The 22,908-nt window shown below is 54.5% G+C and carries 21 protein-coding genes and 1 riboswitch; of the genes, 7 read left to right on the top strand and 14 right to left on the bottom strand.

What is annotated here, in order from left to right:
• Nucleotides 1-242 precede the first annotated feature (242 nt).
• Both RIN67_RS02245 and RIN67_RS02240 read left to right on the top strand, forming a co-directional pair.
• The gene (locus RIN67_RS02245; protein ID WP_024747208.1) at nt 243-476 is read left to right on the top strand and encodes a hypothetical protein; all 234 of its coding nucleotides are present in this window, start codon (nt 243-245) and stop codon (nt 474-476) included.
• Nucleotides 477-1,047: 571 nt separating this feature from the next.
• Nucleotides 1,048-2,781 carry a DUF5776 domain-containing protein gene (locus RIN67_RS02240; protein WP_313826064.1) on the top strand — a complete coding sequence of 578 codons (1,734 nt, stop codon included), beginning with the start codon at nt 1,048-1,050 and terminating at the stop codon, nt 2,779-2,781.
• Between the two features lie 63 nt (nt 2,782-2,844).
• Here RIN67_RS02240 and RIN67_RS02235 read toward each other — a convergent pair whose 3' ends face one another.
• The 3 genes from RIN67_RS02235 to RIN67_RS02225 all read right to left on the bottom strand — a co-directional run bounded on the left by RIN67_RS02235 (nt 2,845) and on the right by RIN67_RS02225 (nt 6,160).
• Nucleotides 2,845-4,056: an aminotransferase-like domain-containing protein gene (locus tag RIN67_RS02235; protein ID WP_265000156.1), complete on the bottom strand. Its 1,212-nt coding sequence runs from the start codon at nt 4,054-4,056 to the stop codon at nt 2,845-2,847.
• Between the two features lie 276 nt (nt 4,057-4,332).
• The gene (locus tag RIN67_RS02230) at nt 4,333-4,941 is read right to left on the bottom strand and encodes an RloB family protein (protein ID WP_265000157.1); all 609 of its coding nucleotides are present in this window, start codon (nt 4,939-4,941) and stop codon (nt 4,333-4,335) included.
• A complete protein-coding gene (locus RIN67_RS02225; RefSeq protein ID WP_265000158.1) occupies nt 4,934-6,160 on the bottom strand; it encodes an AAA family ATPase in 1,227 nt (408 codons plus the stop codon). The genes RIN67_RS02230 and RIN67_RS02225 overlap by 8 nt, the downstream gene beginning before the upstream one ends.
• A 397-nt stretch (nt 6,161-6,557) precedes the next feature.
• Here RIN67_RS02225 and RIN67_RS02220 point away from each other — a divergent pair, with 397 nt between their 5' ends.
• On the top strand, nt 6,558-7,466 hold the full coding sequence (locus RIN67_RS02220; RefSeq protein ID WP_024747205.1) for a LysR family transcriptional regulator: 909 nt from the start codon (nt 6,558-6,560) through the stop codon (nt 7,464-7,466).
• A 96-nt stretch (nt 7,467-7,562) separates the two neighbouring features.
• Here the strand turns inward: RIN67_RS02220 and RIN67_RS02215 are convergent, their stop codons facing one another.
• The 3 genes from RIN67_RS02215 to RIN67_RS02205 all read right to left on the bottom strand — a co-directional run bounded on the left by RIN67_RS02215 (nt 7,563) and on the right by RIN67_RS02205 (nt 8,676).
• The gene (locus tag RIN67_RS02215; RefSeq protein WP_024747204.1) at nt 7,563-7,799 is read right to left on the bottom strand and encodes a DUF2922 domain-containing protein; all 237 of its coding nucleotides are present in this window, start codon (nt 7,797-7,799) and stop codon (nt 7,563-7,565) included.
• A 22-nt stretch (nt 7,800-7,821) separates the two neighbouring features.
• On the bottom strand, nt 7,822-8,019 hold the full coding sequence (locus tag RIN67_RS02210) for a hypothetical protein (RefSeq protein ID WP_024747203.1): 198 nt from the start codon (nt 8,017-8,019) through the stop codon (nt 7,822-7,824).
• Nucleotides 8,020-8,124: 105 nt separating this feature from the next.
• The gene (locus RIN67_RS02205) at nt 8,125-8,676 is read right to left on the bottom strand and encodes an RNA polymerase sigma factor (RefSeq protein WP_265000159.1); all 552 of its coding nucleotides are present in this window, start codon (nt 8,674-8,676) and stop codon (nt 8,125-8,127) included.
• Between the two features lie 292 nt (nt 8,677-8,968).
• Between RIN67_RS02205 and RIN67_RS02200 the strand changes: the two genes are divergently transcribed.
• Nucleotides 8,969-10,051, top strand: a complete 1,083-nt coding sequence (locus RIN67_RS02200) for a YncE family protein (RefSeq protein WP_265000160.1) — start codon at nt 8,969-8,971, stop codon at nt 10,049-10,051.
• Nucleotides 10,052-10,845: 794 nt separating this feature from the next.
• Here RIN67_RS02200 and RIN67_RS02195 read toward each other — a convergent pair.
• The 5 genes from RIN67_RS02195 to RIN67_RS02175 all read right to left on the bottom strand — a co-directional run bounded on the left by RIN67_RS02195 (nt 10,846) and on the right by RIN67_RS02175 (nt 16,248).
• Complete coding sequence (locus RIN67_RS02195; RefSeq protein ID WP_265000162.1) at nt 10,846-12,771, bottom strand: ABC transporter ATP-binding protein/permease; 1,926 nt, start codon at nt 12,769-12,771, stop codon at nt 10,846-10,848.
• A gap of 85 nt (nt 12,772-12,856) precedes the next feature.
• Nucleotides 12,857-13,504 (bottom strand): thiamine phosphate synthase, encoded by a 648-nt coding sequence (thiE, locus tag RIN67_RS02190; protein WP_107740853.1) that lies wholly within the window; start codon nt 13,502-13,504, stop codon nt 12,857-12,859.
• Entirely contained in the window at nt 13,504-14,319 is an 816-nt protein-coding gene (thiD, locus tag RIN67_RS02185; RefSeq protein ID WP_024747199.1) for a bifunctional hydroxymethylpyrimidine kinase/phosphomethylpyrimidine kinase, read from the bottom strand. Before thiD ends, thiE begins: the two co-directional genes overlap by 1 nt.
• Before the next feature lie 26 nt (nt 14,320-14,345).
• Nucleotides 14,346-15,134 carry a hydroxyethylthiazole kinase gene (gene thiM, locus RIN67_RS02180; RefSeq protein ID WP_265000164.1) on the bottom strand — a complete coding sequence of 263 codons (789 nt, stop codon included), beginning with the start codon at nt 15,132-15,134 and terminating at the stop codon, nt 14,346-14,348.
• Nucleotides 15,135-15,261: 127 nt separating this feature from the next.
• A riboswitch (TPP riboswitch) is annotated at nt 15,262-15,364 on the bottom strand.
• Nucleotides 15,365-15,411: 47 nt separating this feature from the next.
• Nucleotides 15,412-16,248: an oxidoreductase gene (locus tag RIN67_RS02175; protein ID WP_265000165.1), complete on the bottom strand. Its 837-nt coding sequence runs from the start codon at nt 16,246-16,248 to the stop codon at nt 15,412-15,414.
• Between the two features lie 189 nt (nt 16,249-16,437).
• Here RIN67_RS02175 and rlmD point away from each other — a divergent pair, with 189 nt between their 5' ends.
• The 3 genes from rlmD to RIN67_RS02160 all read left to right on the top strand — a co-directional run bounded on the left by rlmD (nt 16,438) and on the right by RIN67_RS02160 (nt 19,906).
• Nucleotides 16,438-17,877 carry a 23S rRNA (uracil(1939)-C(5))-methyltransferase RlmD gene (gene rlmD, locus RIN67_RS02170; protein WP_265000166.1) on the top strand — a complete coding sequence of 480 codons (1,440 nt, stop codon included), beginning with the start codon at nt 16,438-16,440 and terminating at the stop codon, nt 17,875-17,877.
• Between the two features lie 71 nt (nt 17,878-17,948).
• Entirely contained in the window at nt 17,949-18,380 is a 432-nt protein-coding gene (locus RIN67_RS02165) for a DUF2628 domain-containing protein (protein WP_265000167.1), read from the top strand.
• Between the two features lie 671 nt (nt 18,381-19,051).
• A complete protein-coding gene (locus RIN67_RS02160) occupies nt 19,052-19,906 on the top strand; it encodes a DUF368 domain-containing protein (RefSeq protein WP_265000168.1) in 855 nt (284 codons plus the stop codon).
• Between the two features lie 268 nt (nt 19,907-20,174).
• Here the strand turns inward: RIN67_RS02160 and glpK are convergent, their stop codons facing one another.
• From glpK to RIN67_RS02145, 3 genes are all read right to left on the bottom strand, one after another.
• Nucleotides 20,175-21,692, bottom strand: a complete 1,518-nt coding sequence (gene glpK, locus RIN67_RS02155; RefSeq protein WP_265000169.1) for a glycerol kinase GlpK — start codon at nt 21,690-21,692, stop codon at nt 20,175-20,177.
• A gap of 134 nt (nt 21,693-21,826) precedes the next feature.
• The gene (locus RIN67_RS02150) at nt 21,827-22,474 is read right to left on the bottom strand and encodes an endonuclease III domain-containing protein (RefSeq protein WP_265000170.1); all 648 of its coding nucleotides are present in this window, start codon (nt 22,472-22,474) and stop codon (nt 21,827-21,829) included.
• 105 nt (nt 22,475-22,579) lie between these two features.
• Entirely contained in the window at nt 22,580-22,825 is a 246-nt protein-coding gene (locus RIN67_RS02145) for a hypothetical protein (RefSeq protein WP_056944804.1), read from the bottom strand.
• Nucleotides 22,826-22,908: the final 83 nt, after the last annotated feature.

Raw genomic sequence — 22,908 nt, 5'->3', positions numbered from 1 at the left:
GACTAACCATATCTTATGAAAGGGGGTGATGCTTTTTGGCTACAGGAAATAGCCTTAAGGTCATCGCTTCCGCGGAGAACGGAAACGATTAACCTTCAGGATTGGCCGGCGAAATGATCTCGCCGGCCTTTTAGTTTGCCCATTTTTAATTGGTTAATTAGTTGAGGTATCCCTAATCTTAAACACCAATTCATTGTAACTTTGCTTGCATCCACCTATACTAATCACTGGAGGTGCGGGATATGTTAACCATTTACGTTGATCCTAAGAAGCAAAATCAAGTTGTTCAGTTGTCTGATCAAGATCGCGGCTACCTGTCCGTTCAACCCGAAACCGATGGCGCCGACCGGTATACCTTCACGTTCACGGGCCACGCTCACCCTAGCTTCTGGCACGAAGGCGCGCTGACCGACGGCTTAGAAGAGACCGTCCGCAGTATCGATGGTACCCAGAAGTACCAGATTCTCTTCCGTTGATGGCCTGATCTGTCAGTGACGTTGGACTGAGAGCTCAACCCACCAACTGCCCACCCGGTATGCGTTGGTCGTCCCATCGACTACGCATACCGGGTGGGCTTTTTCCTATTATAAGGGGATATTAAAGTATTTCATTTGTCATTTAAGCCACCGACTTCATTCGCGATTTCGAGGTTATCTTAAAATTCTTTAAGCTTACCCGTTTCGCTGTCAAGTCCTCACCATCCCTTGTCAGAACCCACTTTCTGACCCCTTTACCCTTTTCTACTATTACCTTGAGCTTAGCCTTAATCCCCCAGTTTAAGCGTAGCGTCCGCTAAACCGGGCATCTGATTTTCCGGCCGGACACCAGCCGTTAGTCACCCCATCCCCACTAAACTAGCGGACCAGGGGGGTCGGTAGGTCGCTACCAGCCGGCTTAACGGCCCTTTTCTAGGTTCGTTTCAGGTAACAGAACCTAAACGCCGATATCATCGGTTTTGTAATCGGTTTATCAAATAGTTTATATTCAACACGATTGGGGTTAGACTTGACTTGTCTAGAAACTATTTTATAGGAAGAACTGACAAACATGAGAAGATTTTACCGGACGTTTTGGACATTCTCGCTAGGGTTCCTCCTGGCTATCGGACTGAGTTTTCTGGCCCCCACACCAGTTCACGCCTCAACGACGGTGAATCTTTACGCTCCCGTAAGTGTCGCCGCCGCGAAAGCCGGCAAACCCGCCACCGCCCTACTGACGGATCCCAATTCAAAGGGAATCATTACCCTAGACACCCCCTTTTCCAGTGTCCTGGATAATCCCGCTTTCCAGCATTCGGATTTGGCCACCTATTCCATCGACTTTACCTACGCCAACGACTTAGGCAACAACGACTTCACCTTCGACGACATCTACGTGCTCTCTCTTCGAGCGGATCCTACCGCAAAACCGATTCCCGAATACGTGCAATCCCTCCGCGAACGTTTTCAGACCCTCACTGACCAGTTCCAGGGTTACGTGGTCACGGCTGCTAACCAGAAGGTGTTCCTCGCGAGTCATCCCCAGTGGTCCGTCGACCACCAGACGCTCAACTACTACATGCAAGCTGAAAAGTGTACTGGCGCAACGACGGCCATCTTCCACGATGAGACCACACCAACGCCGACTACGAAACAATTTCGCTTGATGGGACTTGCCAACACCCACGCGAACTTCGTGGTGGGCGCCAGTCGGGTGCCGTTCGACCCGACGACCGCTAAAATCGTCGACGCTACTGGCGATCCCGTTAGCTTGATTTCTGAAAACTTTACGGAAGATTTTGGTGTGCCTTTCAACGAAGTTCTTCCGGTTCCGCTAGACGGGCAAGCTACTCATACTTACACAATCATCCCCAAAGATGACAGCGTAGTCTTAGTGCACTACCAATACGCGGATGGTAAGACAGCTCAGGCTGACCAACTCTACCACGGACCCGTGGATTCGTCGACCACCATCACGGCCCCCGTAATTGACGGTTACACGCCGGATCAGGCCGCTTTGACACCAACGTTTACCGCCGCTAAACAAGAACTGACCTTCACTTACCAGAAGGACCCAGTCACACCACCGGCATCCTCTTCATCGAGTAGTGACAGTAGCGCCAGTGTAAGTACTTCTAGCGAAAGTTCCGCCACCAGCAGTGCCACTACTAGTACCAGCTCCAGCACGACTAGCAGTGTAACCAGCACCAGTAGCACCAGTAGCGCCACTACTTCGAGTAGTACTCCCGCACCCGTCAACCGTCCAACTACGCCGACGTCTTCCGCGACAACTACCAATTCATCGAGTTCCCAGAGTTCGACGGCAACGCCAAGTTCTAACGCTAATCAAGCGACCTTTAAGCCGTTCAAGCTCTACGTCAAGCACAGCCTCTACGCTTACCGGCACCCGACCTTTAAAACTAGTCAACGGGTCAAGCACTACGTTAAGCGGCCCCGGGTCAAGGCTCAAACTTTGACCGTAGTCGGCACGGCGCGGTCTAATCAGGGGCTTCTGCGGTACCAGTTGGCCAACGGCACCTACATCACGGCCCAACCACGGTTCGTTGCCAATCTCTACTGGCAAGGCATCCCTTCCACTAAGCTGACGGTGACCAACCCTAAAGACGCTTACCTATATCGGAAAACCAGCTTCACGCAAAAGAACCGGCGAAAGTTCTTGAAGCCTGGCACCACGGTCAAAGTCAAAAAGTTGGTCCACCACGGGATGACTACCCGTTACCAACTCACCAACGGTCAGTATTTGACCGGGAACAAGCGCTTCGTTTCCCCCGTCTTGAAGTAAAAAGTATACGTTAAAAAGCCAGCGACTGTTGTGGTCACTGGCTTTTCGTTTAGCATTTTTAAGTTAAATCACGGGACTCGCCGCGTGAATGGCAGCCTTCAGCTGGTCCCCCAGCCGATGCATCCCGCTATCGATGGTCTGCGGCGCCAAGCCACTAAAGCTCAAGCGCAACGCGTTGTGCACGTCGCGGTTCGGGTAGAAGTTCGTCGCCGGCACGTAGGTCACGTGGGCTTGCGGGCTGATGACGTCATACATCAACTGATCCGCATCGATGCCCTGTGGTAAGGTGACCCAATCGAAGAAGCCCCCGGCCGGCTTGGTGTAGGTCGCCTCATCCGGGAAGTACGCCGCCAGCCCGCGCAACATGGCGTCCCGCTGTTGCTTGTAGTGGGTCGTCATGTGGGCAATGTGCTGGTCGATGTCGTTGGCGTCCATGTAGGCGTTGATCGCCGCGTGGGTCACCCCGGTAGCTTCCAGGTCACTGGCCAACCGGACCTTCAAGATGGCCTGCAAGATATCACCGTCGGCCACCAGCCACCCGGTCCGCAAGGCGGGCATCAGGATTTTCGAGAAACTGGACAGGAAGATGACCCGCCCTTCCGTATCGAAGCTCTTGATTGCCGGTAACGGCGCGTTTTCGTAGCCCAAGTCCCGGTACGGCGTATCCTCTAAGATTACGACGTTATACCGGTTCGCCAGGGCGACCAGCTGTTGACGCTTGGCCACACTCATGGTGATACCAGTCGGGTTATGGTAATCCGGGACCGTGTAGAGGAGCTTGGTCTTCGGGTAGCGTTTCAAAGTCGCCTCCAGGGCGTCCAAGTCCAGGCCGTCCGCTTGCAGCGGAACCGCGTGGTAGTGCGGCTGATAGAGGTCAAAGGCCGCCAACGCCCCGATGTAGGTCGGCACTTCCACGGCGATATCATCCCCCGGGTCCAGCAACGCCTTGGCCACCAGCTCGATTCCCTGTTGACCACCGACCGTCAAGACGATGTTCTCCGCCTTAGTGGTCACCTGGCCCCACTTCGCGATGCGCGCCACTAACTTCTGACGTAACGCCAGGTTCCCCTGTGACGACTGGTACTGAAAGAGGTGAGCGCCCTGGGTCTCAATGGCCGTGTTGAAGGCTGCCTGAACGGCCTTGACCGGGAACAACTGCTCGTTCGGACTCCCGGCCGCAAAAGTCACCGCCGAAGGATCCGGGTCCTTAGGAAACAACCCCGCTAACGCTGAAGAGACATCCGGGTTCACCCGTTGCGCTAATAATTCTTTCATTGAGAAGACACACCTTTCTGGGTCGGGTCACACGCTGACCTAACCATCCTTGTGGACGATCATCCTGTCACCAATCATGATAGAATACTTCCATCCAAAAGTACAATTCACGTATCTTATTTTTGCATGAACTTTATTCAACTATCAATCTAGGACTAGACTGTTGCACTGGTCAGTGCCTTGGCGACTAACGATCACAGCCTTCCATTCTGATAGTCCTTCACCGGTTTTGGGGAAAATAAAAACGTCATGCTCTTTAGCACGACGTACTTGTTGTTACTCCTCTTCTATGACGCGCTTCACAATAACCCCAATATTCGTTGATTGGCTTGCACAATTAATTGAGCTGATTTCCTCAGTGTTTTTAATTGCTGTAAAGACTTTATCATCGTCTAATATTTTTTCTATCTGCGCGCTATCCCCTTTAGTGTATTCTTCGCCTAAATACTGCCCGAGCTTTTGGTTTAACCATCGTTTTTCTTTGAGGCCGGGCGTCATCTTCTGAAAGTGAGCCAGCAGCCACACCTCAAAACAAACGTTAGAGACAACTAAGTCACAACTCTCTACTTTCCCCAATTTCTGTGCTTTCCTATGCAAATCATTGACATTAATTTTCCCCTTTGCCTCTACGTCAGAAAGCTGATTGTCATTATCAAAGATCACGAAAACCTGTGTTTTATTATCGGCTTTTAACTTGGGATCGTTTAATTTACTCTTGGCTTTATCCATAAAGTCATGGCCCGTACCATCTAAGATTTTCACCACTTTAGAAGCGGTCAACTTATACCTTTGCGCCAACATTTCAAAAAACACTTTTTCCGATTTTCCTTCAACCAAGAAAATGATCTTAGGCTTAAGCTTCTTTTTCTTTCGCTCCCTACTCATTTGAGTCCAGCACCTCCAACAACAAATCCGTATTAACCATTTGTGTTGCGCCGTACCGACCCTCTAAATACCGCTTTTTATAATTGAAGTCACTACGCTTCAACCCCACATCGTCAAAGTCAAATACGCTAAATAACTCAGTTTCACCAAACCGATTTTTTTCAGCGAACCATATTTGATCTTGTCGTAAATTTGTATCCATCAAGGACAATTCATGGGTGGTTAAAACGAACTGATTGGTTTGCTTTTCATGATTGATCAGCTTCAAAAGAGCTTTCGCTAATTCCAAATGATAGGACCTGTCAAACTCGTCAATAAGCAACGTTTTATTGGTATTGTTCAAAATGTAGAGTGCTAAAAACATGAAGACTTTTGTACCGGTGCTTTCATTCCCAAAGTACACTGAAAAATGACCATGTTCCGCCTTGTGCGTTGAATAAACCTCGTACGATACATTTTGCACGGTTCTCGCATCATCTATATCGCCGTCACCATTGTCATTTAACTGCTTAAATAGATATCCTAGATCAGGAATTTCTTCCTTCTTTTCTCTGACCTCAACATCCACAATGTTAAAATCGGCGGCTTTCAAGAAGTTAAGAAAACGCTTTTTAAAGTCCTCGTTTTCAAGTAATTTAAATCTATCGTTTCTAATTCTGTCTGTATCAACATATACTAAATCTTCAGAAAACCACTCGAAGGCTTCTTTGGAATTTTTTTCATTGTTTTGTTGCGCGAAGTACAGTAATAACTGATTTTTTCTGATGTTATCCTTCAAAGGCACCAATTGTGAGGGCATCAGATCGAAGTGTTGCTCATTTCTTTCAAAAATTGCAACACCATTAACCAACAACTTCTCCTGGAGAACATGTTCCTTATCATATGTCAAAAAATAGGTGTACTTATTGGAATGTTTGATAAACGTAATCTCAAAACGGGTCGCTTCCTGGTTGTAGCCAAAGGTATCCGTATTCAACGGCTGCAGGGCATTTTTAGTCGGTACCATCACTAAACTCTTAAGCATTAACAAGGCTTTGATGAGATTCGTTTTTCCATTTGCATTGGCGCCAAACAATAACGCCGATTTCAGCATTCGCTCACCCATGACCGAAATCGTATTGCTCTTCTGATACTTTCTTAACCGTTTACCTGTCTCCATCGAAAATTCTTGCTCATTTTTAAAAGATCTATAGTTTTTAACCTTAAAATCTACCAGCATTTATTTCTCCTTTAAAAACGTTTTTTCGTTCTTAATAAGAATAACTGACCCGCCTACCATTCGTCAATCAATAGCTAGCCGTTTCATCCAAGTTGTTGATCACATTAATTTAGCGGGCCATCTTGGTTTCACCCATAGACCTATGCTTTCGATAGCGTCTCATTTACCAAGTACATCCTGCCCCACAAATTCGTTATGTTTCCGAAAAAAAGGCCAGCCAAGTTTGTCTCATTAGGTACCATCCGACAGCTACACTTTAGATTGTTACTTCACACGCCATTTTCACCCATGCCGCCCGCTCTTCCATACCATCTCCGGCCCGCATATGCTATACTTCTAGTCGAATTCATCTTTTCTACTTTTACATGAACTTTATTCAACTTTGGAGGTGTTACCCGTGCTTCCCTTTGCCTACCGTGTCTTTCAGGCCATTATTCAAGAGCATACGTTTTACCGGGCAGCGCAGGTCCTAAACGTGACCCCGTCGGCCATCAGCCATTCCGTCAACCAACTGGAAAAGGAATTGGGCTTCACCCTCTTCATCCGCAGTCGCTCGGGCGTCGAACTGACCCCGGACGGCCAGGCCATCCAGCCCCTGATCCAGGACATCGTCAACGCTGAGGACCGGCTGGAACAAGCCGCCGCAAACATCAAGGGGCTCAACGCTGGGTCCGTGCGGCTGGGCGCTTTCTCGTCAGTCTGCATCAACTGGCTGCCCCCCATCATTCAAAACTTCAAACAAGACTATCCCAAAATCGCCATCAACGTCGAACAGGCCGACTTCAGTAGCATCGCCTCGGCGGTCAAGACCGGCCGCCTCGACCTGGGCTTCTCCGCGTTACCGGTGACCGAAAAGCTGACGGTCCTACCACTGATCAAGGACGAAATCTACTGCATCACACCGACCGACTTCATCCCCGCCAACCGGACCACGGTCACCGCGGCCGACCTGGTCGACCAGAACTTCATCCTCCAACGCGGCGACTACGACAAGGACACCAAGGCCGCCTTGGACCACTACCAGATTCAACCCAACGCCCTGCGCTTCTCCATCGACGACCAATCGATCCTGGCCATGGTCGAAGCCGGCATGGGCATGGGCATCTTACCGGAACTGGCCCTCGAGCGCATCAGCGGGGACGTCAACGTCTACCCGTTCGACACCCGCTTCTACCGGACCATCTGCCTGGTGGTCAACAGTGAACAGGCCAAGGCGCCATCGACCGCTAAAATGATCAAGGCCATCACCAGCTACGTGACCCAGCATTATCCAGACAAAATCTTGCACCACCCCCATATGAGTTAACGAAAAAAGTCGGCCATCCCCAGGATGACCGACTTTCTCGGTTGTGTCGCGATATTTCTGATCTGACTTACGGACTTAATTTCTAGACCGCCAACGTTAAGCGGCTGGTACCGCCTCCGCCGCTGGGAACGGGGTCTTAGTGGTCTCAACGATGTTGGCCGCGACGGGTTGGTCGTAGAGGGCCACGTCGCCCTTGGCGAACAGCTTGGCCGCTGCCATCTTCAACATGGTCTCCTGGACGTCTTCGGCACTCAAGGTTTCGTTGACGTATTTCAACCGCAGGTACTTGATTCGGGTGTCGGCACTCTTGAAGCTCATTTCTAAAGTTTTCATGGAATCTTCCTTTCGTTAGGCCCTAGGCAACGTCATTTTGCGTGGTGACCGCCGCGTGTTGGAACGGCAGGCCGGTCAAAGTGGCGAGATAGCCGCCAAACGTCTCAACAGCTTCGGGCGTGGGGTTCGCAATCCCGTTAGCCAGCGTGATGCGAATGGGGTGTTGCGGATCGGTGCCCAGGTTGAACGTGATGGTGGTCTTCTTCCAAGTACTTTGCATGGGTGAATCTCCTCTCGAATCCGTAGTGTGTAAGTCGGTTGGCCAACCCTTACATGCCTACTAACGAAATCCACGGGACGTTTGTCACCCCTTGTCCCCACATTTTTAAAATTGATCGAAAAACTCTTGGGTCACTCGGCGTAAGAGGGCCCGCCGCCAACGGTAAACGGTCTGGCGACTGACCCCATGGTGGGTTGCGAGCTCGGCAGCGCTCCGGTGGTCGATCAACGTGCCCACTAGATACCGCCATTCACCCAATGTCCCGGTGGTTCCCACCACCTGTAGGAGCCGCAGACGGTACTGCCGGGCGTGGACCAGGTCCTCTAAGCGTTCGGCAACGGGGACCGCCGCCAACGCAAGCTCGGGGTCGCCCGTCTCCTGGTGGTCCTGGTGGCGCCAAGCCTTCCGCAACTGGTCCAGGATTCGACGGTACAGGGCTAGCTGGGCGTAGGCTAAGAACTGGTGGGGCTTGGTCTGCGGGTCCTCCGGAAAGGCCCGGTAGATGGCGGGAAACGCCAAGCGGCACTCCTGCACGTAGTCGTCAAAGTCAGCGTGGACTGGCGAGAGGTGTAAGCGACTCAGGGCACCATAAATAATCTGTTCGTGGTCCCCACTGAAGAGAAAAGCATACGCAACGGCATCGGTATTGTTCGTCATTTTTTGAACCATCCTTTGATCTGATGATCCATAGCGCTATGGTCGAGACCAGTTTAGCGGATCTCCCCGCTCACCGCGAACCGCTGGGATTGGCAGGTAAAACCGTATATCCAGGGGTCTAAATATTAAATTATTCGTATAACCTCCAACGGTTGGTGAACCATTAGGAATCGCTACCCGCACCTCTGGAAGCGCTTTTTCTGCAAATCGGCGCCCCGATTGCCACAATTAAATTTTTAGGTTGTGGTATAACTAAAGAAGCACATAAATTATTTCTAGGAGACGATGATCAATGCAACATCTCATCAAGCTGGCCTGGTTAACCGCGACCCTGGCTGGCGCCCTGTACTTAAGCGGCACCACCGCAACAGCCGCGGTCAAGACCTACACGCAATCCGGTAACGCCTTGCGGGCCTATAACGTTTCGCGCTATTCAACCGTCAATAACCGTAACCTTTTCGTTAAGCGTTACGCCTTTACAGGAACGGGCTCAACGGTTACCAGTACCCGGGGCAAACGTGCCACCTTCAAGACTAACTTTCTCCTCCCCTCAGGCTACGACCGCTCGGCTAAGAACTGGCGTAACCCGCAAAGCATGGTGTTAACCCCCAATGGCAAGACCCTCTACATCTTAAGTACCAATCACGCCAACCGGGGATTCATCGCCAAGTACGACCTCGCCGCTCTTAAGCGACTGGGAATCACGGGCCAACATGTCGCTGCACTGGCCACCGCTGGCGCAGATCACGCGACCCAGTCCTTATCGCCTAAAGACCGCCAAATCTTAAAGCACATCCATATCGGCCCCACGTTTGCTTGCGGTCACGGTCAGTCGCTAGCCTTGAACCCCAAGAACCACCAGCTTTGGTTTGTAGGCGCCAAGGCCGTTCATAGTAACGTTCAGCAGGTCAGTACCAGGACCCTCAAGCCCATCAAACGCATCAACTTCACCTTAAAGCATACCGTTCCAATGGGGGAAAATTTAACGTTTGACAAACACGGTAACGCCTACTTCTACACCTACTCTAACGGCGGCTGGGCACCTAAGGGCACCGTTAAACTCTACCAAGGAAAAATTGGTCAAAAATCCGTCAAGTTTCACTTAATCATGCAGGGTCTCCGGCACCGCCCCGGAACCAAAAACCAATCGTTGGCTTACAATCCCAAGCGTAACCGGCTCTACTTCGTCAGCGATGGCAGTATCGCCTCCATCCCCGTCAATAAACTGGGGCACCTCAAAGCTCGCCAAGTCGAAGCCGCCAACTTCAACGGCCGTCGTGAGTTCGAAGGACTCCAGTTCACCAGCAACGGCACCGGCTACCTCTTAACCAACCGATCCGCCCAAGTGATGAAGACGACGCAAAAGACTTACTAACCACAAAAAACCGCCGCAGCACTCAATCCCTGAGCCCTGCGGCGGTTCGTCGTAGAAATCCCGTTATCCCGACGTGATTTCCCGTCTAGTGGTGGATGGTTTCCCACCACCAGGCGTCCCACAATCTGGTCTTCACACCTGGCCGCCCCTTCCCGGTGAACGGTCGGCCACACAGACGACAACTTGATCAACGTTACCAAGACCAGCTTGTGGTCAGCCCCGGTTCGAACGGCCCGCCCACTTAGGCGGAATCTGTGACCGGGGGGGTGTCGCCAGCTTCCAGATAACCGCCGGTGAGCTGACCACAACTCTTCCATTCTAGCACGCTCCTCGCACAGGGAACACGGGAACACCCCCAGAATTTTCGGTCGCCCGCTCTGAATCCGAATCTGGCACTGGTTTCACCGGTCACTTAACCAACCCCCGTCACGACCTTTTAGCGGTTCATCAGGCCCTTAATCAGCCAGCCATCAGCCGTTTCATTCCCTAAACCAGTTTGTGCAAGATTTAATTGTCTAGCCGTTCTCGTGGGCCGATTTTTAGCGAGCCAAGTTAATTGGCAATGAATCGGTTTCATGCTACTATGTACTTGTAAAGCCGGGTTTAGTCATCCTGACTTCTCATTTATAACACCGTAGCCAATCACGCCACCGTACCTATCTTGTGGCGTGATTGGTTGTTTTTTCGCTTACTTTTTGAGGTGACACTTTTACTGAACCGTTACGATATGCCCTTAAACCACGTTAAAAAAGCCTTGAGGAGTCCTGCCCCTCAAGGCTTTTGGTAACGCATGCTTATTCGTAAGCTAAGGCTTCGATTGGATCCAGCTTAGCCGCCCGACTAGACGGTGCCAGGGCCGCAATCAGACTGATCACTACGGAGACCACGATGCCGAAGACCAGGTAATTGCCCGTCACGGAAACGATGGCGTAGCCGATGTACTTATTCGCGATGCTATTCGCGAAGAGTGCGACCAGTTCGGTAAAGACTAATGCCAGGATACTAGAGAAGAGTCCCAGGAAGAAGGCTTCCGACAGGAACAGATTCTTGACGTCGCGCTTCCGGACCCCTAACGCCCGCAGAATCCCGATTTCCTTGGTCCGCTCGGAGACGCTGATGTACAGCACCACGATGATCATGATGGCGGAGACTAACAGCGAGATGCCGGCAATCGCAGCCAAGACGTAGAACGCCAACTGGATGTAGGTGTTCAGCGTCGAGACGATGGCGCCCGCCCCCGTCAGTTGATACTGGGCCTTGCCGTCACTGTTCTTCAACGTCCGGATCTTATCCTGAACCTTCGTGACGTTGCTCAAGGAATCGATCATGACCGTCGCGAAGTTGGCCCGGAAGGTCAAGTCCTTGCTCTGGTACATGTTCTTGATGGTCTGGAGGTTGGTCTGAACCTGACCGCCGCTCCCGTCACTGACCCCGCTGACCTTAAGCGTCTTGGTCATCACGACTGGCAAATGGTGTTGATCCATCGCCGTCAACGAGACCTTGACCTTCTTACCAATCAGGCGGTACGGGTGCTTCTTATTGAACTTCTGGGCGAAGGCCTTACCCAGCATGACTTCACCGGTCGCTGGTCGGGTACCCTTCTTGACACTCTTAGCCAGCAACTGGTCACTGACCGTCTGGACCAACTGCGCCGTTGAGGTGGTCCCGTTACTCTGGACCTGGGCCCCCTGAGTGAAGAAGCCCGGTTGGACCTTCTTCACGTGGGACAGCTTTTTCAGTCGCTGCACGTCGGCGTCCTTGATCTCGAGTTTCTTCACGTTCTCACTATCGGTCTTCTGAGCCACCTGAACGGCGGTGGGCTTAATCTGCGAATAGATTTCATGATTAATGTAGCCCTTGACCCCTTTTCCCAGCCCCAGCATCAGGATGACACTGAAGATCCCGATGGAGGCCCCGAAAATAATCAGCAGGTTGCGTCCCAGGTTATAGCGCATATGTTGCAAGGCCATTCGGACCGTGGCACCGAAGCCCAAGTGTTTGGCCGGCATCTCAGCGCCGTCCTTGACCGGGAACGGGTCCTTTAGCGCGGTATCGTGGTCGATGACCCCGTCGGCCATGTGCACGATACGCGTCCCGTGGTCGGCGACTTCCTGGGAGTGGGTCACACAAATGACCAACTTCCCACTGGCCGCAATGTCGTCCATCAACGCCAAGATTTCCTTCGTGTTCTGGGAATCCAGCGCCCCGGTCGGTTCGTCGGCGATGATGATGTCCGGGTCCGACGCTAACGCCCGCGCGATGGCGACCCGTTGCTTCTGGCCCCCGGACAGTTGGTTGGGGTGCTTGTGCCGGTGTTCTTTTAAGCCGACCTGGTCCAACAGGTCCGTGGCCCGGTCGCGCTGCTCCTTGCGGCTGAGCTTGGTCATCTGGAGGGAGACCATCACGTTATCCAGGATGCTTAAGTGGCTAATCAGGTTAAAGTTCTGGAAGATAAACCCAATCGTCTGGCGCCGGTAAGTATCCAGTTGCTTGGTGGACGCCTGGCGCAACGATTGGCCGTTGAGCAGCACGTCTCCTTCATACTGGGCGTCCAACCCACCGATGATGTTCATCAAAGTGGTCTTCCCGCCACCGGACTCGCCCAAGATCGACACGAACTCGCCGCGGTCGAACTTAAGGCTGATGCCCTTCAACACGGGGAACTCCGACTTGTTCATCCGGTAGGACTTGTGGATATCCTTTAGCTCTAGAAAGCTCATAGATTAAACTCCTTTAAAAACATAATGACCTATACGATAACCTTTTTACCCGCTAAAAGCAATTAATTCACCGGCACCTCGCCGCCTAAAACGCCGCCAGCATCCCCTGAACCGCGCGTTCCGGTTGCGGGTTGCGGGTCAGCAGCGTGATCACCGCGACCCCCGCCGCACCGGTCTGGGCAATCGCCGGCAACGACTCTTGGGTGACCCCGCCGATGGCCACGATTGGCACGTTGGCCTGGGCCACCAAGGCCTGCAGGCCCGCCGTTCCAATCACGGGGTCGGCATCGTCCTTGGAGACCGTGGGGTAGATGGGCCCACTACCGATGTAGGCTAAGCCCGTTAACTGGTTCGCCGCCGCGACTTCCGCCGACGTCGAACAGGACAGTCCCACGAACATCTGCCGGTCTTTCGTGGCCGCCAAGACCTGTTGGATCCGTTCGTCGCTCTGGCCCACGTGGACGCCATCCGCGTCCAACGCCAGGGCCATGTCGACGTCGTCATCGACGATAAACGGCACGCTGGCCGCCCGGCACTGGTCGCGCAAGTCGCGACCTAACGCGAGTCGTTCCGCGGGCGTCAGGGTGCTGGCGCCCTTATCGCGGAACTGGTAGGCCGTGATGCCGGCTTGTAACATCTCCGCTAAAACCACGCGGAGGTCTTTTCCGGGAACGTCTTGGCTCCCCGCTACAAAGTAGGCCCGTAATAGGCCTGGTTCAAACGTCACTGACATTAGATGGTGCCTCCTTGTCCGTAAGCCCAATGATTCAACGGTCCGTGACCGTGGCCCACCTCGATTGGATGGGCGATGGCCGCGGTCACGTAGTCCTTCCCTAACCGAATGGCGCTCTCGAAGTCCGTCCCCTTGGCAAGCTCGGCCGTGATGCACGACGACAGGGTGTCGCCAGTTCCGTGGGTCCGCACCGTATCGATTCGCGGTGCACTTAACCAGAACGACCGCCCGTCGGCCAACAGCACGAAGTCACTGGCCTTATCCGGTGTGGCCTCGTGACCGCCCTTGATCAGGACGTTCTTGGCCCCCATTTCCTGGAGCTTGACAGCGGCCTGTTCCATCTCTTCCGAAGTCGTGATGGTCAGCCCCGTGAGGCGTTGGGCTTCCGGCAGGTTGGGCGTCAAGACGTCGGCCAGCGGTACCAGCTCCTTTTGGACCGTAGCAACCGCATCATCGGCTAACAACGCCGCGCCCCCCTTGGCGATCATGACGGGATCGACCGTCAACGGACCGAAGTGGTACTTCTTCAAGTTCTCAACCACGATATGGACGTGTTCGGCATCCGCCAGCATCCCCGTCTTGCAGGCCCGAATCTTAAAATCAGCGGCCAAAGACGCGAATTGTTCGTCGATCAGCTGCTTAGGTAGCGCCATGAAATCTTGGACCCCCAGCGTATTCTGGGCCGTCACCGCCACGACCACCGCCGTCCCGAAGACGTGGCGTTCCTGCATGGTCTTCAAGTCGGCCATGATCCCGGCACCGCCGCCACTATCAGTTCCCGCGATGGTTAGTGTTTGTGGAAATTCATTGGTCATACTTACTCATCCTTCCTGCACCCTACTTAATGGTAATTCGCGATGGCTTGAATCTCCGCCACCGTGGTGAATTGTAAGGCATCTAATAATTTCACGATAAAGGTTCCCGACCCCATCCGGTCCTGGCTGCCAGCCACCAACTGACCAATCGCCGCAAAGACCAGGCACGCGGTCTGGGCCGCTTCAAAGGCATCGTCTTCGACCGCACAGAAGGCGCCCACGATGCTAGACAGCATGTCGCCGGACCCCACGTGGGTCTGGAACAGCGGCGTACCGTTCTCCACTTGGATCGTGCGCGTGCCATCGGTGATGACGTCGGTCGGCCCGGATAGGATCACCACGCACCGTTGCTTCTGCGCACAAGTCTGCGCAATCGTGACCAGGTCCCCGGCGCCTTCGCCGGCGTCGATGCCCTTGGCTTGCCAGTCCAGACCAGCTAAAGCCGCAATTTCGCCCGCGTTCCCCCGAATCACGTCGGGGTGGACGGTCCGCAAGAGCTCCGTGGCGACCTGCTTCCGGTAAGCCACCGCGCCCACGGCGACCGGGTCGATGACCAGCGGTTTGTGGGCCTGGTTAGCCAGTTGGCCAACCGTGGTGATCTGCTTGACCTGCGGCACGGTAAACGCCCCCAGGTTCAGGCAGACCGCCCCCGCCAAGCCGACCATTTCGCCAGCTTCGGCGACCTCTTCGGACATGATGGGCGACGCGCCCAAGGCGTTGAGTCCGTTGGCCACGTCTTGAACCGTGACGAAGTTGGAAATGTTAAAAACGATTGGATTTTGTTCGCGTAACTGATCCAGTAAAGTTAACTTCATAAGTATTACTCCCCGTATTAAGTAGTTGGCGGCCAGTTCCAAACGCGTTTCGGCCCCGGCCCGCCGTTGGTCTAACCCTAAACGTAAAACGCCACCAGCTCACGAACAGGTCGTGGTCTGGTGGCGTTGTTTCCACAAAACACGTTCCCTTCGCAAGTCTTAACTTGAACAGATTCCAAGGGATCGCAGCTCTGCATCTCAGCCCATGACGGGCACCCCTAGTGTTAGATTATCTTTAGCATATCCGTCTTGGTCAACGGCGTCAACGGTTCTCGCGTTAACGGGTAATCCGTTGGGCGGCTTGACCAACCACCCGCCAGATGCGGTCGAGTGCCCGGTCACTCAAGCACTGACGCAACCAAAGGATCGAGCTTCCGGCCCCCGCGTGGTAGCGGGTCTTAGGCCGCCGGGACAAGGCCGCCCGGTCCGCCAAGCGTGCAATCACCTGGGGGCCACTCGCGAAGCGCTTAGCGGCCTTGAGAATCGCCACGGCCTGAATGGTCGTCGCGGCGTAAGGTCCCGTTCCCGACGCGGCCTGTAAGTGGTCGCTAGCAATATCGGCCCACTCGGATTGGATACTCCCGGGCTCGATCACCACCACGTCGATACCGTGGGGCCGCAGTTCGAACCGCAAGGCATCCGACAGGCCTTCCAAAGCAAACTTGGAAGCCACGTACCAGCTCGCCAACGGCTGGGCCACCTTACCATCGATTGAGGTCACGTTAATGATCCGGCCGGTGTGTTGCTGGCGCATCATGGGCAGGACCGATTGAATCAACCGAGCGGCGCCAAACAGGTTCACGTCGAACTGGGCTTGGGCCTGGTCGATGGTTAGGTCTTCCAGGGCCCCTAAGAGGCCGAAGCCGGCGTTATTGACCAGAATGTCAATCCGCCCCGTCTCGCTAACGATGCGGTCGACCGTGTGCTCGACACTCTGGGCGTCGGTCACGTCCAACGGCAACGTGGTGATGCCCAGGTCGTCGAGGTCGTTCATCCGTTCGACCCGCCGGGCACCGGCATAGACGGCGACCCCGTTACGATGCAGACTCTTCGCAATGGCGTTCCCGATTCCCGAAGACGCGCCCGTGACCAACGCCACTTTACGATGATGCATAAGAAAGCCCCCTTGAGTAATGAGTTGATACTCTAATTGTACCCAAGCGACCGCCATTTTTCTATGGAAGCGGCTCCATTTTTTCATCTTTTTCGCCCCTTAATCGCTAAGCCCCCGCCTGGCGGGAATCTCTGGTATAATGGGGCAGGATTATTAGGTTTTACGTCAACAGTATATAGGAGAAATTAAATGGCAAAATACGAATCACACCGTTCCAACTACCGCTCCGGCCACCAGCGTCACGACCGGCACGAAACCCCGCAGATCGACGTGGAAGTCGGCCAACGCTTCCCCCTGACCATCAAACGCATGGGCATCAACGGGGAAGGCATCGGGTACTACAAGCGCATGGCGGTCTTCGTTCCCGGCGCGCTGACCAACGAAGAAGCCGTGGTCGAAGTCACCACCGTCGCCCACCGGTTCTTACGCGGGAAGATCCACCGGTTGCGTAAGGTCAGCCCCTACCGGGTGGAACCACGCGACAGCTACGCCGATCAAGTCGGCGGGTTCGAACTGGAACACTTAGCTTACCCCCAACAGTTACAATTCAAACGCGACATCGTCCGTCAGTCGCTGGAACGCTACCAGCCCCGCGGCTTCAAGTACTACGATGTGCGGCCGACTCTGGGCATGGACGACCCCTACGCTTACCGGAACAAGGCCCAGTTCCAGGTCCGCAAGACCGCTGACGGGACCGTTCAAGCCGGACTCTACGCCGAACGCAGTCACGACTTAGTCGACCTGCCGACCTGTTCCGTCCAGATGCCTGTGACCATGACGGTCATGCGTGCCCTGGTCACCATGCTCCAAGACCTCGAGGTGCCGATCTACGACGAGGAACACAACTCCGGTATCGTCAAGACCCTAGTGGTCCGTGCGGCCGCCAACACCAACGACGTCCAAGTGGTCTTCATCACCAACTCTCAAAAGCTCCCGCACAAGCACCAACTGCTCTTGCGGATTGCCGACGAGTTACCACAAGTCACGTCCGTGATGCAGAACGTGAACCCGGGGAAGACGTCCTTGATCTGGGGTGACCAGACCCTGCACCTGGCTGGCGCAGACGCCATCACCGAAAAGCTGGGCGGTCTGGCCTTCAAGCTGTCCGCCCGGGCATTCCTACAGTTGAACCCGGCCCAAACCGAAGTCCTCTACGACCAGGCTCGTCAGGCCCTAGACCTGCAACCAGGGCAAACCGTCGTCGACGCCTACTCGGGAATCGGGACCATCGGGTTATCCCTGGCCAACACCGCCAAGGAAGTCCGGGGGATGGACGTCATCCCCGAAGCCGTCGCGGACGCTAACGCTAACGCAGAAGCCAACGGTATCACCAACGCCCACTACGAAGTCGGGACCGCCGAAGACGTGATGTCCCAGTGGGCCGTGGCCGGGTTCCGGCCGGACGCCATCGTGGTCGACCCACCCCGCACGGGCCTGGACGAGACGCTGATGGACACCATCCTAGCCGTCCACCCCGAAAAGCTGGTCTACATCTCCTGTAACCCGTCCACGTTAGCCAAAGACCTGGTCACGCTAACGGAGGATTACCGCGTCGACTACATTCAATCCGTCGACATGATGCCCCAGACGGCACGCTGTGAAGCCGTCGTCAAGCTGTCGCAACGATAGATTAATAGGCAGTTCTCGCATTTCGTGTTAGACTTTTATTAACGATTTTAGTTAGAAAGTTGGCTAATGACATGCAAGATCCTTTTAAGGGCTTTAACGATAACAACGACAATAACAACGGTAATGGCCCTCAAGGACTACCGTTGCCCCCGAACTACGCGACCGTGGTGAACCCGGAAACCGGGAACATGCGGATCGCCAAAGTTGGCTTTGCGTGGATTGCCCTTCTATTCCCCGTCGTTCCGCCCATTTTTCGGGCCGACTGGTACAACCTCCTGTGTATCTTAGGGGTCACTGCCGGCGTGCAGATGATTCTGAGGATGACTGTCGGCAATAACGCCGAAATCGTCGTTCTGGTTCAGCTGGGCCTGGAACTTCTGTGGGGGTTCATCTACAACATGATGTACTTCAAGCACTTGTTCAATAAGGGATTCGTTCCCGCGGATGAACGTTCCCGTGACTTATTGACCAACGCGCACTATTGGAAGGCACCCAAAAACTAATTGATTTTTCTGGCCGACAAGCCTCCCTTGCCGGCCTTTTTGCTGGTCTTGTTGACTTTGTTGGCATCGATGTGCGGTGTCATTCGCCTTACCGGGCAGTCAACGTGGCGCTCCCCATCTGGTCTCACCAGCCGATTGGCAGGACCGTGACGCCAGTGGGCACGACTTTGAGCTTCGCCCAACCCGCGAATCTCAAAGCTCGGCCTTAGCCTAAGGCCAGAAGACCGCTGGCCTAACGCTAATGTCACCGGCTGGGCCCTATCGGCTGGCGAGACCGCACACAGTAAATATTTCTAACGGGGATGCCCCCCATTACCCGCACAACCGTAAGCCGTGAGGGTCCCCAGACAGGGCTCAGCCGTGAAATTATTCTTAGTCGGCGTTCCTTAGCCGGCTTAGAATAAGGCCCAGCTTCGAGACCGCTCTTTGGCTCGAAGTGGTGCCCACGGCGTTCCAGCCCTGTCTGGGGGCCCGGTAAGGCGAATGAACACCTCTTATGTGGGACAAAGACTAGTTCCGGCAATGCGGGTTGATTTTTCGCTGGAGCGCACGCCTTTTTCAAGAAAAGGCTAAGTTTCTGCCCCGGGTGACGAATTCTGTTGCTTCCCCCCGCTAACCTTGATACACTGACGTCATTGACGACCACCGTTTTCGGTGCCAAGGAGGACTTTATGACGCAACACAAATCCGGCTTCGTGAGCCGCTGCCTGAAAGGCATGATCATCGCCCTCGGTTTCATTCTCCCCGGCGTTTCCGGCGGTGTCCTAGCCGCCATCCTGGGCCTGTACGAACGCCTACTCAGCTTCATGGCCCACCCGACCAAGCGCTGGCGCGAGGACTTTCCGTTCTTTCTCCCCGTAGGTATCGGTGGCCTATTAGGCATCGCCCTACTCTCGGCACCCCTAGCCTACCTATTGACCCACGTCCAAGTCGTGGTCCTCTGGGGCTTCGCGGGCGCCATCATTGGAACTCTGCCCGCGCTGACTGCCACGGCGACCGCTCAGTCGCCCCGTGACGGGATCGACTGGCTCTGGTTCCTGGGGACCCTGCTCATCGGCGGCTTCGGCCTGTACTTCATGAGTGACCTCTTGGGGACCCTCCCCGCCAACTTCATCGGCTTCTTAGTTGCCGGCGGGTTGATTGCTTTAGGAGTGCTGGTCCCTGGCCTGAGTCCATCTAACCTCTTACTGATTTTGGGACTGTTCGGGCCAATGCTGACCGGGTTCAAACGTTTCGACTTGTTGGGCGTATACCTGCCCATCGCCATTGGCGCCCTGATCACGCTGGCCGTTTTCGCCAAAGGCGTGGAGTTCTTACTCCAGCACTACCACTCCCGGGTCCATCACTTTATCCTGGGCCTGGTCGTGGCCAGCACCGTCCTGATCCTGGTGCCCAACCCTTCCGCCGCCGAAAGCATCTCCTACGCCCACGTAACGTTGACCACCTGGCTAGCCAGTCTGGTCGCCTGCATCGTCGGAGCCGCGTTAGGCTGGTGGATGAGCCGGTTAGAAGCAAAATACAAGTAAGCGGAACTGGCGACTTTAGGGTGCCCGTCTCAGCACTTCAGTCCACCCATCATAAATTAATTTGTAAGACGCTTAGCTTGTGCTCCGCGCGAATCGGCCTAAAATGAGAACCATAGTTGCCGGTAGTCATGATTCGCCGGCCACAACTATGCAGTTAGACAGAATCTTTCCTTTACCTTCCTTGTCCCACTCAACTCAAAATCGGTCCGCAATGCCTTGGATGGGCACTGCGAACCGATTTCTTTTTGTCGTTTTATTGTTACTTTTACTAGTCCTTAGGCTGTGGCTTGAACGCCCGCGTGGCGGAGACGGCCTGTTGCCAGCCCGCGTAGAGTCGTTCCCGGCGTTCGCTGGTCATATCGGGCGTGAATAACCGACCGGCCTGGCGAATCTGCTTGACCTCTTCCAGGTCCTGCCAGTAGCCAACCGCGAGGCCCGCTGCAATCGCGGCCCCCAAGGCCGTGGTCTCTTCATCCGACGACCGTTGCACCGGCGTGTTCAAGATGTCGGCTTGGAACTGCATCAAGTAACGGTTCCGTGAGGCGCCCCCGTCGGCCATCAATTCGGAGATGGTGATGCCCGTGTCCTGCGTCATGGTGGTCAAGACATCGCGGGTCTGGTAGGCGATTGACTGCAACGTAGCCTTCACGAAGTCGTTGCGGTTACTCCCCCGGGTCAACCCGAAGACCGCACCGCGGGCATCGGGGTCCCAGTACGGCGCCCCCAACCCGTTGAAGGCCGGTACCACGTACACTTCGTCATCGTCGGTCGAGGCCATGGCAGCCTGCCGCGACTCGGGAACGTTGTCAATGATTTTCAGACTATCGTGGAGCCAGGCCAGCGCGGTCCCGGCCACCATGATGGACCCTTCTAGGGCGTAGGTCACGTCACCATCCAACTTGTACGCAATCGTGGTCAACAGGTTATGCTTGGACGTCTGCGGTTGTGTCCCCGTGTTCATCATGGCGAAGGCCCCGTCACCATAGGTGTTCTTGACCATCCCCGGCTTCAAGGCCAACTGGCCCAGTAAAGCGGCCGATTGGTCCCCGATTAGCCCGGCGATTGGGACTTCCACGCCGTAGAACTGGAAGTTCTGGGTCACGCCGTAGATTTCGGAACTGGACTTGACCTCCGGCAACATCGCCGCCGGAATGTCCAGCCAACTTAAGATGTCGGCGTCCCACTGTAGGTCGTGAATGTTAAACAACATGGTTCGACTGGCGTTACTGTAGTCGGTCACGTGGATCCGGCCACCAGACAGCTTCCAAGCCAACCAGCTGTCGACCGTTCCGAAGGCCAACTCACCGTTTTCCGCCCGTTCACGCGCGCCGGCCACGTGGTCGAGAATCCACCGAACCTTGGTGGCACTGAAGTAGGCGTTGACCACCAGGCCCGTCTTGTCTTGAATCTCCTGACCGTGGTCGGCCGCGAGTTGCTTGGCGTACTTGGCCGTTTGCTGACTTTGCCACCCAATGGCGTGGTAGATGGGTTCGCCAGTCGCCTTGTCCCACACGATCGTGGTTTCCCGTTGACTACTGATCCCGATGGCCTGGATGTTTTCCGGGTGAATCGACGCATCGATTAGCGCACTGGCAATCACCGACAACACACTATTCCAGATTTCATTGGCGTCAGATTCGACCCAACCAGCGTGGGGATAGTACTGGGGAACTTCCTTGTAGCCCTCGATAACTTTCCGGCCGGTGTGGTCGAAGATCAGTGCCCGCGTGCTACTGGTCCCTTGGTCGATCGCTAAAATATAATTCTCAGGTTGCTTCAGTGACATGTTCAAACTCCCTCCAGAATACCGCTTCATAAGGAAACGGTTACATTTCAATTGCACCTATCATATCACGAAGCCTGGGTGGGTGCTTCCAATAAGTGCTGAGTCGTGCAGTTCCTTTACCGTTGCTTAAGGATTCAGACCGTCAACTGGTGTCCCGCTAAGAAGGACGCCGCAAAGTCGGCTGCGGTCTTATGGGCCTTGCCGAACTCGTCGATCAAGGCGTGAAACTCCTGCCAATCGCTTAACGGCAGGTCCAACTGGGAACGGACCCGCTTTTGAAACGCCGGGTAGGTCTTGGGCATGGTCGCGCCCAGCCAGGTAAAGAGCCGCCGGGCGTAGGTGTCGACCATGAAGGTCCCGTGGTCGAGGGTGTACATCAAGATGTAGTCAGCCGTCTCGTTGCCGATGCCGGTGATTGCCAAAAGTTCGGTCCGTAACTGGTCGCCCGGCATCTGACGCAGCGCAGCCAAGTCGTCGTGGTGCTGGCCCAACCACGTCGCCAGTGCCAGAATCGCTGCGGCCTTACGTTGGTAGAACCCGCTGGTCCGAATTAACGGGACTAGGTCGTCTAGCGTTAAGGACCGTAACTTGGCGGGGGCAAAACCAGTCACCCGTTTGAGCTGACGTAACGATGGTTCCACGTTACGCCAGTTGGTGTTCTGGACCAGAATGGCGCCCAGCATGATTTCGACCGGCGTCTCCGCCCACGGGGTCCCCGGTCGCAACCAGGGTTGCGGCCCCATCGTTTGGGCCATGGTGCGGTACAGTTCTTCTAGGGTCATACGTGAGCCTCCTTGTTCAAGTGACTGCTTTTAGGATACCACACGCCGCGCACCCACTAAAAATGGTCGGCCACCAACGCGACCGACCACTCCTCGATTCTATGATTACCGCTTGATCACCAGACGAATGTCGGCATCGACACCCTTGGGATTGAGCTCTTCTTGGTAGCTGAAATCCGCACTCTTAAAGTAGTGCTTGATTTCCTCATTGAGCTCTTCAACGGGCCGCACGTCTTTATCTAAGCGCTTTAATAATAGCGTGTATTCCTTCGAATCCTCGTCTACGTTTTCGAAGTGGTATTCAATCGCTTCGGAGTTCAAGATTTCTTGAATCAACTGCCGTTCTGTCATGATTTATACCTCGCTTTAATTTTAGTTACACCTCTAATATAAGGTTCTTTGCGCCTTTTGTTAACTATTCCATCTGAATTCTT

Origin of the sequence: Levilactobacillus namurensis, assembly GCF_032197885.1 — a bacterium.
Lineage (GTDB): Bacteria > Bacillota > Bacilli > Lactobacillales > Lactobacillaceae > Levilactobacillus > Levilactobacillus namurensis_A.
The sequence above is the reverse complement of the archived record's forward strand: the minus strand, read 5'-3'. Positions and strand labels throughout refer to the sequence as shown.

What these genes read in the sequence shown, in the direction of transcription:
- RIN67_RS02165 (WP_265000167.1), top strand. Translation starts at nt 17,949, where the DNA reads ATGCAAGATCCTTTTAAGGGCTTTAACGATAACAACGACAATAACAAC.
- RIN67_RS02145 (WP_056944804.1), bottom strand. Translation starts at nt 22,825, where the DNA reads ATGACAGAACGGCAGTTGATTCAAGAAATCTTGAACTCCGAAGCGATT.
- RIN67_RS02225 (WP_265000158.1), bottom strand. Translation starts at nt 6,160, where the DNA reads ATGCTGGTAGATTTTAAGGTTAAAAACTATAGATCTTTTAAAAATGAG.
- thiD (WP_024747199.1), bottom strand. Translation starts at nt 14,319, where the DNA reads ATGACCAATGAATTTCCACAAACACTAACCATCGCGGGAACTGATAGT.
- glpK (WP_265000169.1), bottom strand. Translation starts at nt 21,692, where the DNA reads ATGTCACTGAAGCAACCTGAGAATTATATTTTAGCGATCGACCAAGGG.
- RIN67_RS02200 (WP_265000160.1), top strand. Translation starts at nt 8,969, where the DNA reads ATGCAACATCTCATCAAGCTGGCCTGGTTAACCGCGACCCTGGCTGGC.
- RIN67_RS02245 (WP_024747208.1), top strand. Translation starts at nt 243, where the DNA reads ATGTTAACCATTTACGTTGATCCTAAGAAGCAAAATCAAGTTGTTCAG.
- thiE (WP_107740853.1), bottom strand. Translation starts at nt 13,504, where the DNA reads ATGTCAGTGACGTTTGAACCAGGCCTATTACGGGCCTACTTTGTAGCG.
- RIN67_RS02210 (WP_024747203.1), bottom strand. Translation starts at nt 8,019, where the DNA reads ATGCAAAGTACTTGGAAGAAGACCACCATCACGTTCAACCTGGGCACC.
- RIN67_RS02230 (WP_265000157.1), bottom strand. Translation starts at nt 4,941, where the DNA reads ATGAGTAGGGAGCGAAAGAAAAAGAAGCTTAAGCCTAAGATCATTTTC.
- RIN67_RS02205 (WP_265000159.1), bottom strand. Translation starts at nt 8,676, where the DNA reads ATGACGAACAATACCGATGCCGTTGCGTATGCTTTTCTCTTCAGTGGG.
- RIN67_RS02215 (WP_024747204.1), bottom strand. Translation starts at nt 7,799, where the DNA reads ATGAAAACTTTAGAAATGAGCTTCAAGAGTGCCGACACCCGAATCAAG.
- rlmD (WP_265000166.1), top strand. Translation starts at nt 16,438, where the DNA reads ATGGCAAAATACGAATCACACCGTTCCAACTACCGCTCCGGCCACCAG.
- RIN67_RS02235 (WP_265000156.1), bottom strand. Translation starts at nt 4,056, where the DNA reads ATGAAAGAATTATTAGCGCAACGGGTGAACCCGGATGTCTCTTCAGCG.
- RIN67_RS02160 (WP_265000168.1), top strand. Translation starts at nt 19,052, where the DNA reads ATGACGCAACACAAATCCGGCTTCGTGAGCCGCTGCCTGAAAGGCATG.
- thiM (WP_265000164.1), bottom strand. Translation starts at nt 15,134, where the DNA reads ATGAAGTTAACTTTACTGGATCAGTTACGCGAACAAAATCCAATCGTT.
- RIN67_RS02175 (WP_265000165.1), bottom strand. Translation starts at nt 16,248, where the DNA reads ATGCATCATCGTAAAGTGGCGTTGGTCACGGGCGCGTCTTCGGGAATC.
- RIN67_RS02240 (WP_313826064.1), top strand. Translation starts at nt 1,048, where the DNA reads ATGAGAAGATTTTACCGGACGTTTTGGACATTCTCGCTAGGGTTCCTC.
- RIN67_RS02195 (WP_265000162.1), bottom strand. Translation starts at nt 12,771, where the DNA reads ATGAGCTTTCTAGAGCTAAAGGATATCCACAAGTCCTACCGGATGAAC.
- RIN67_RS02150 (WP_265000170.1), bottom strand. Translation starts at nt 22,474, where the DNA reads ATGACCCTAGAAGAACTGTACCGCACCATGGCCCAAACGATGGGGCCG.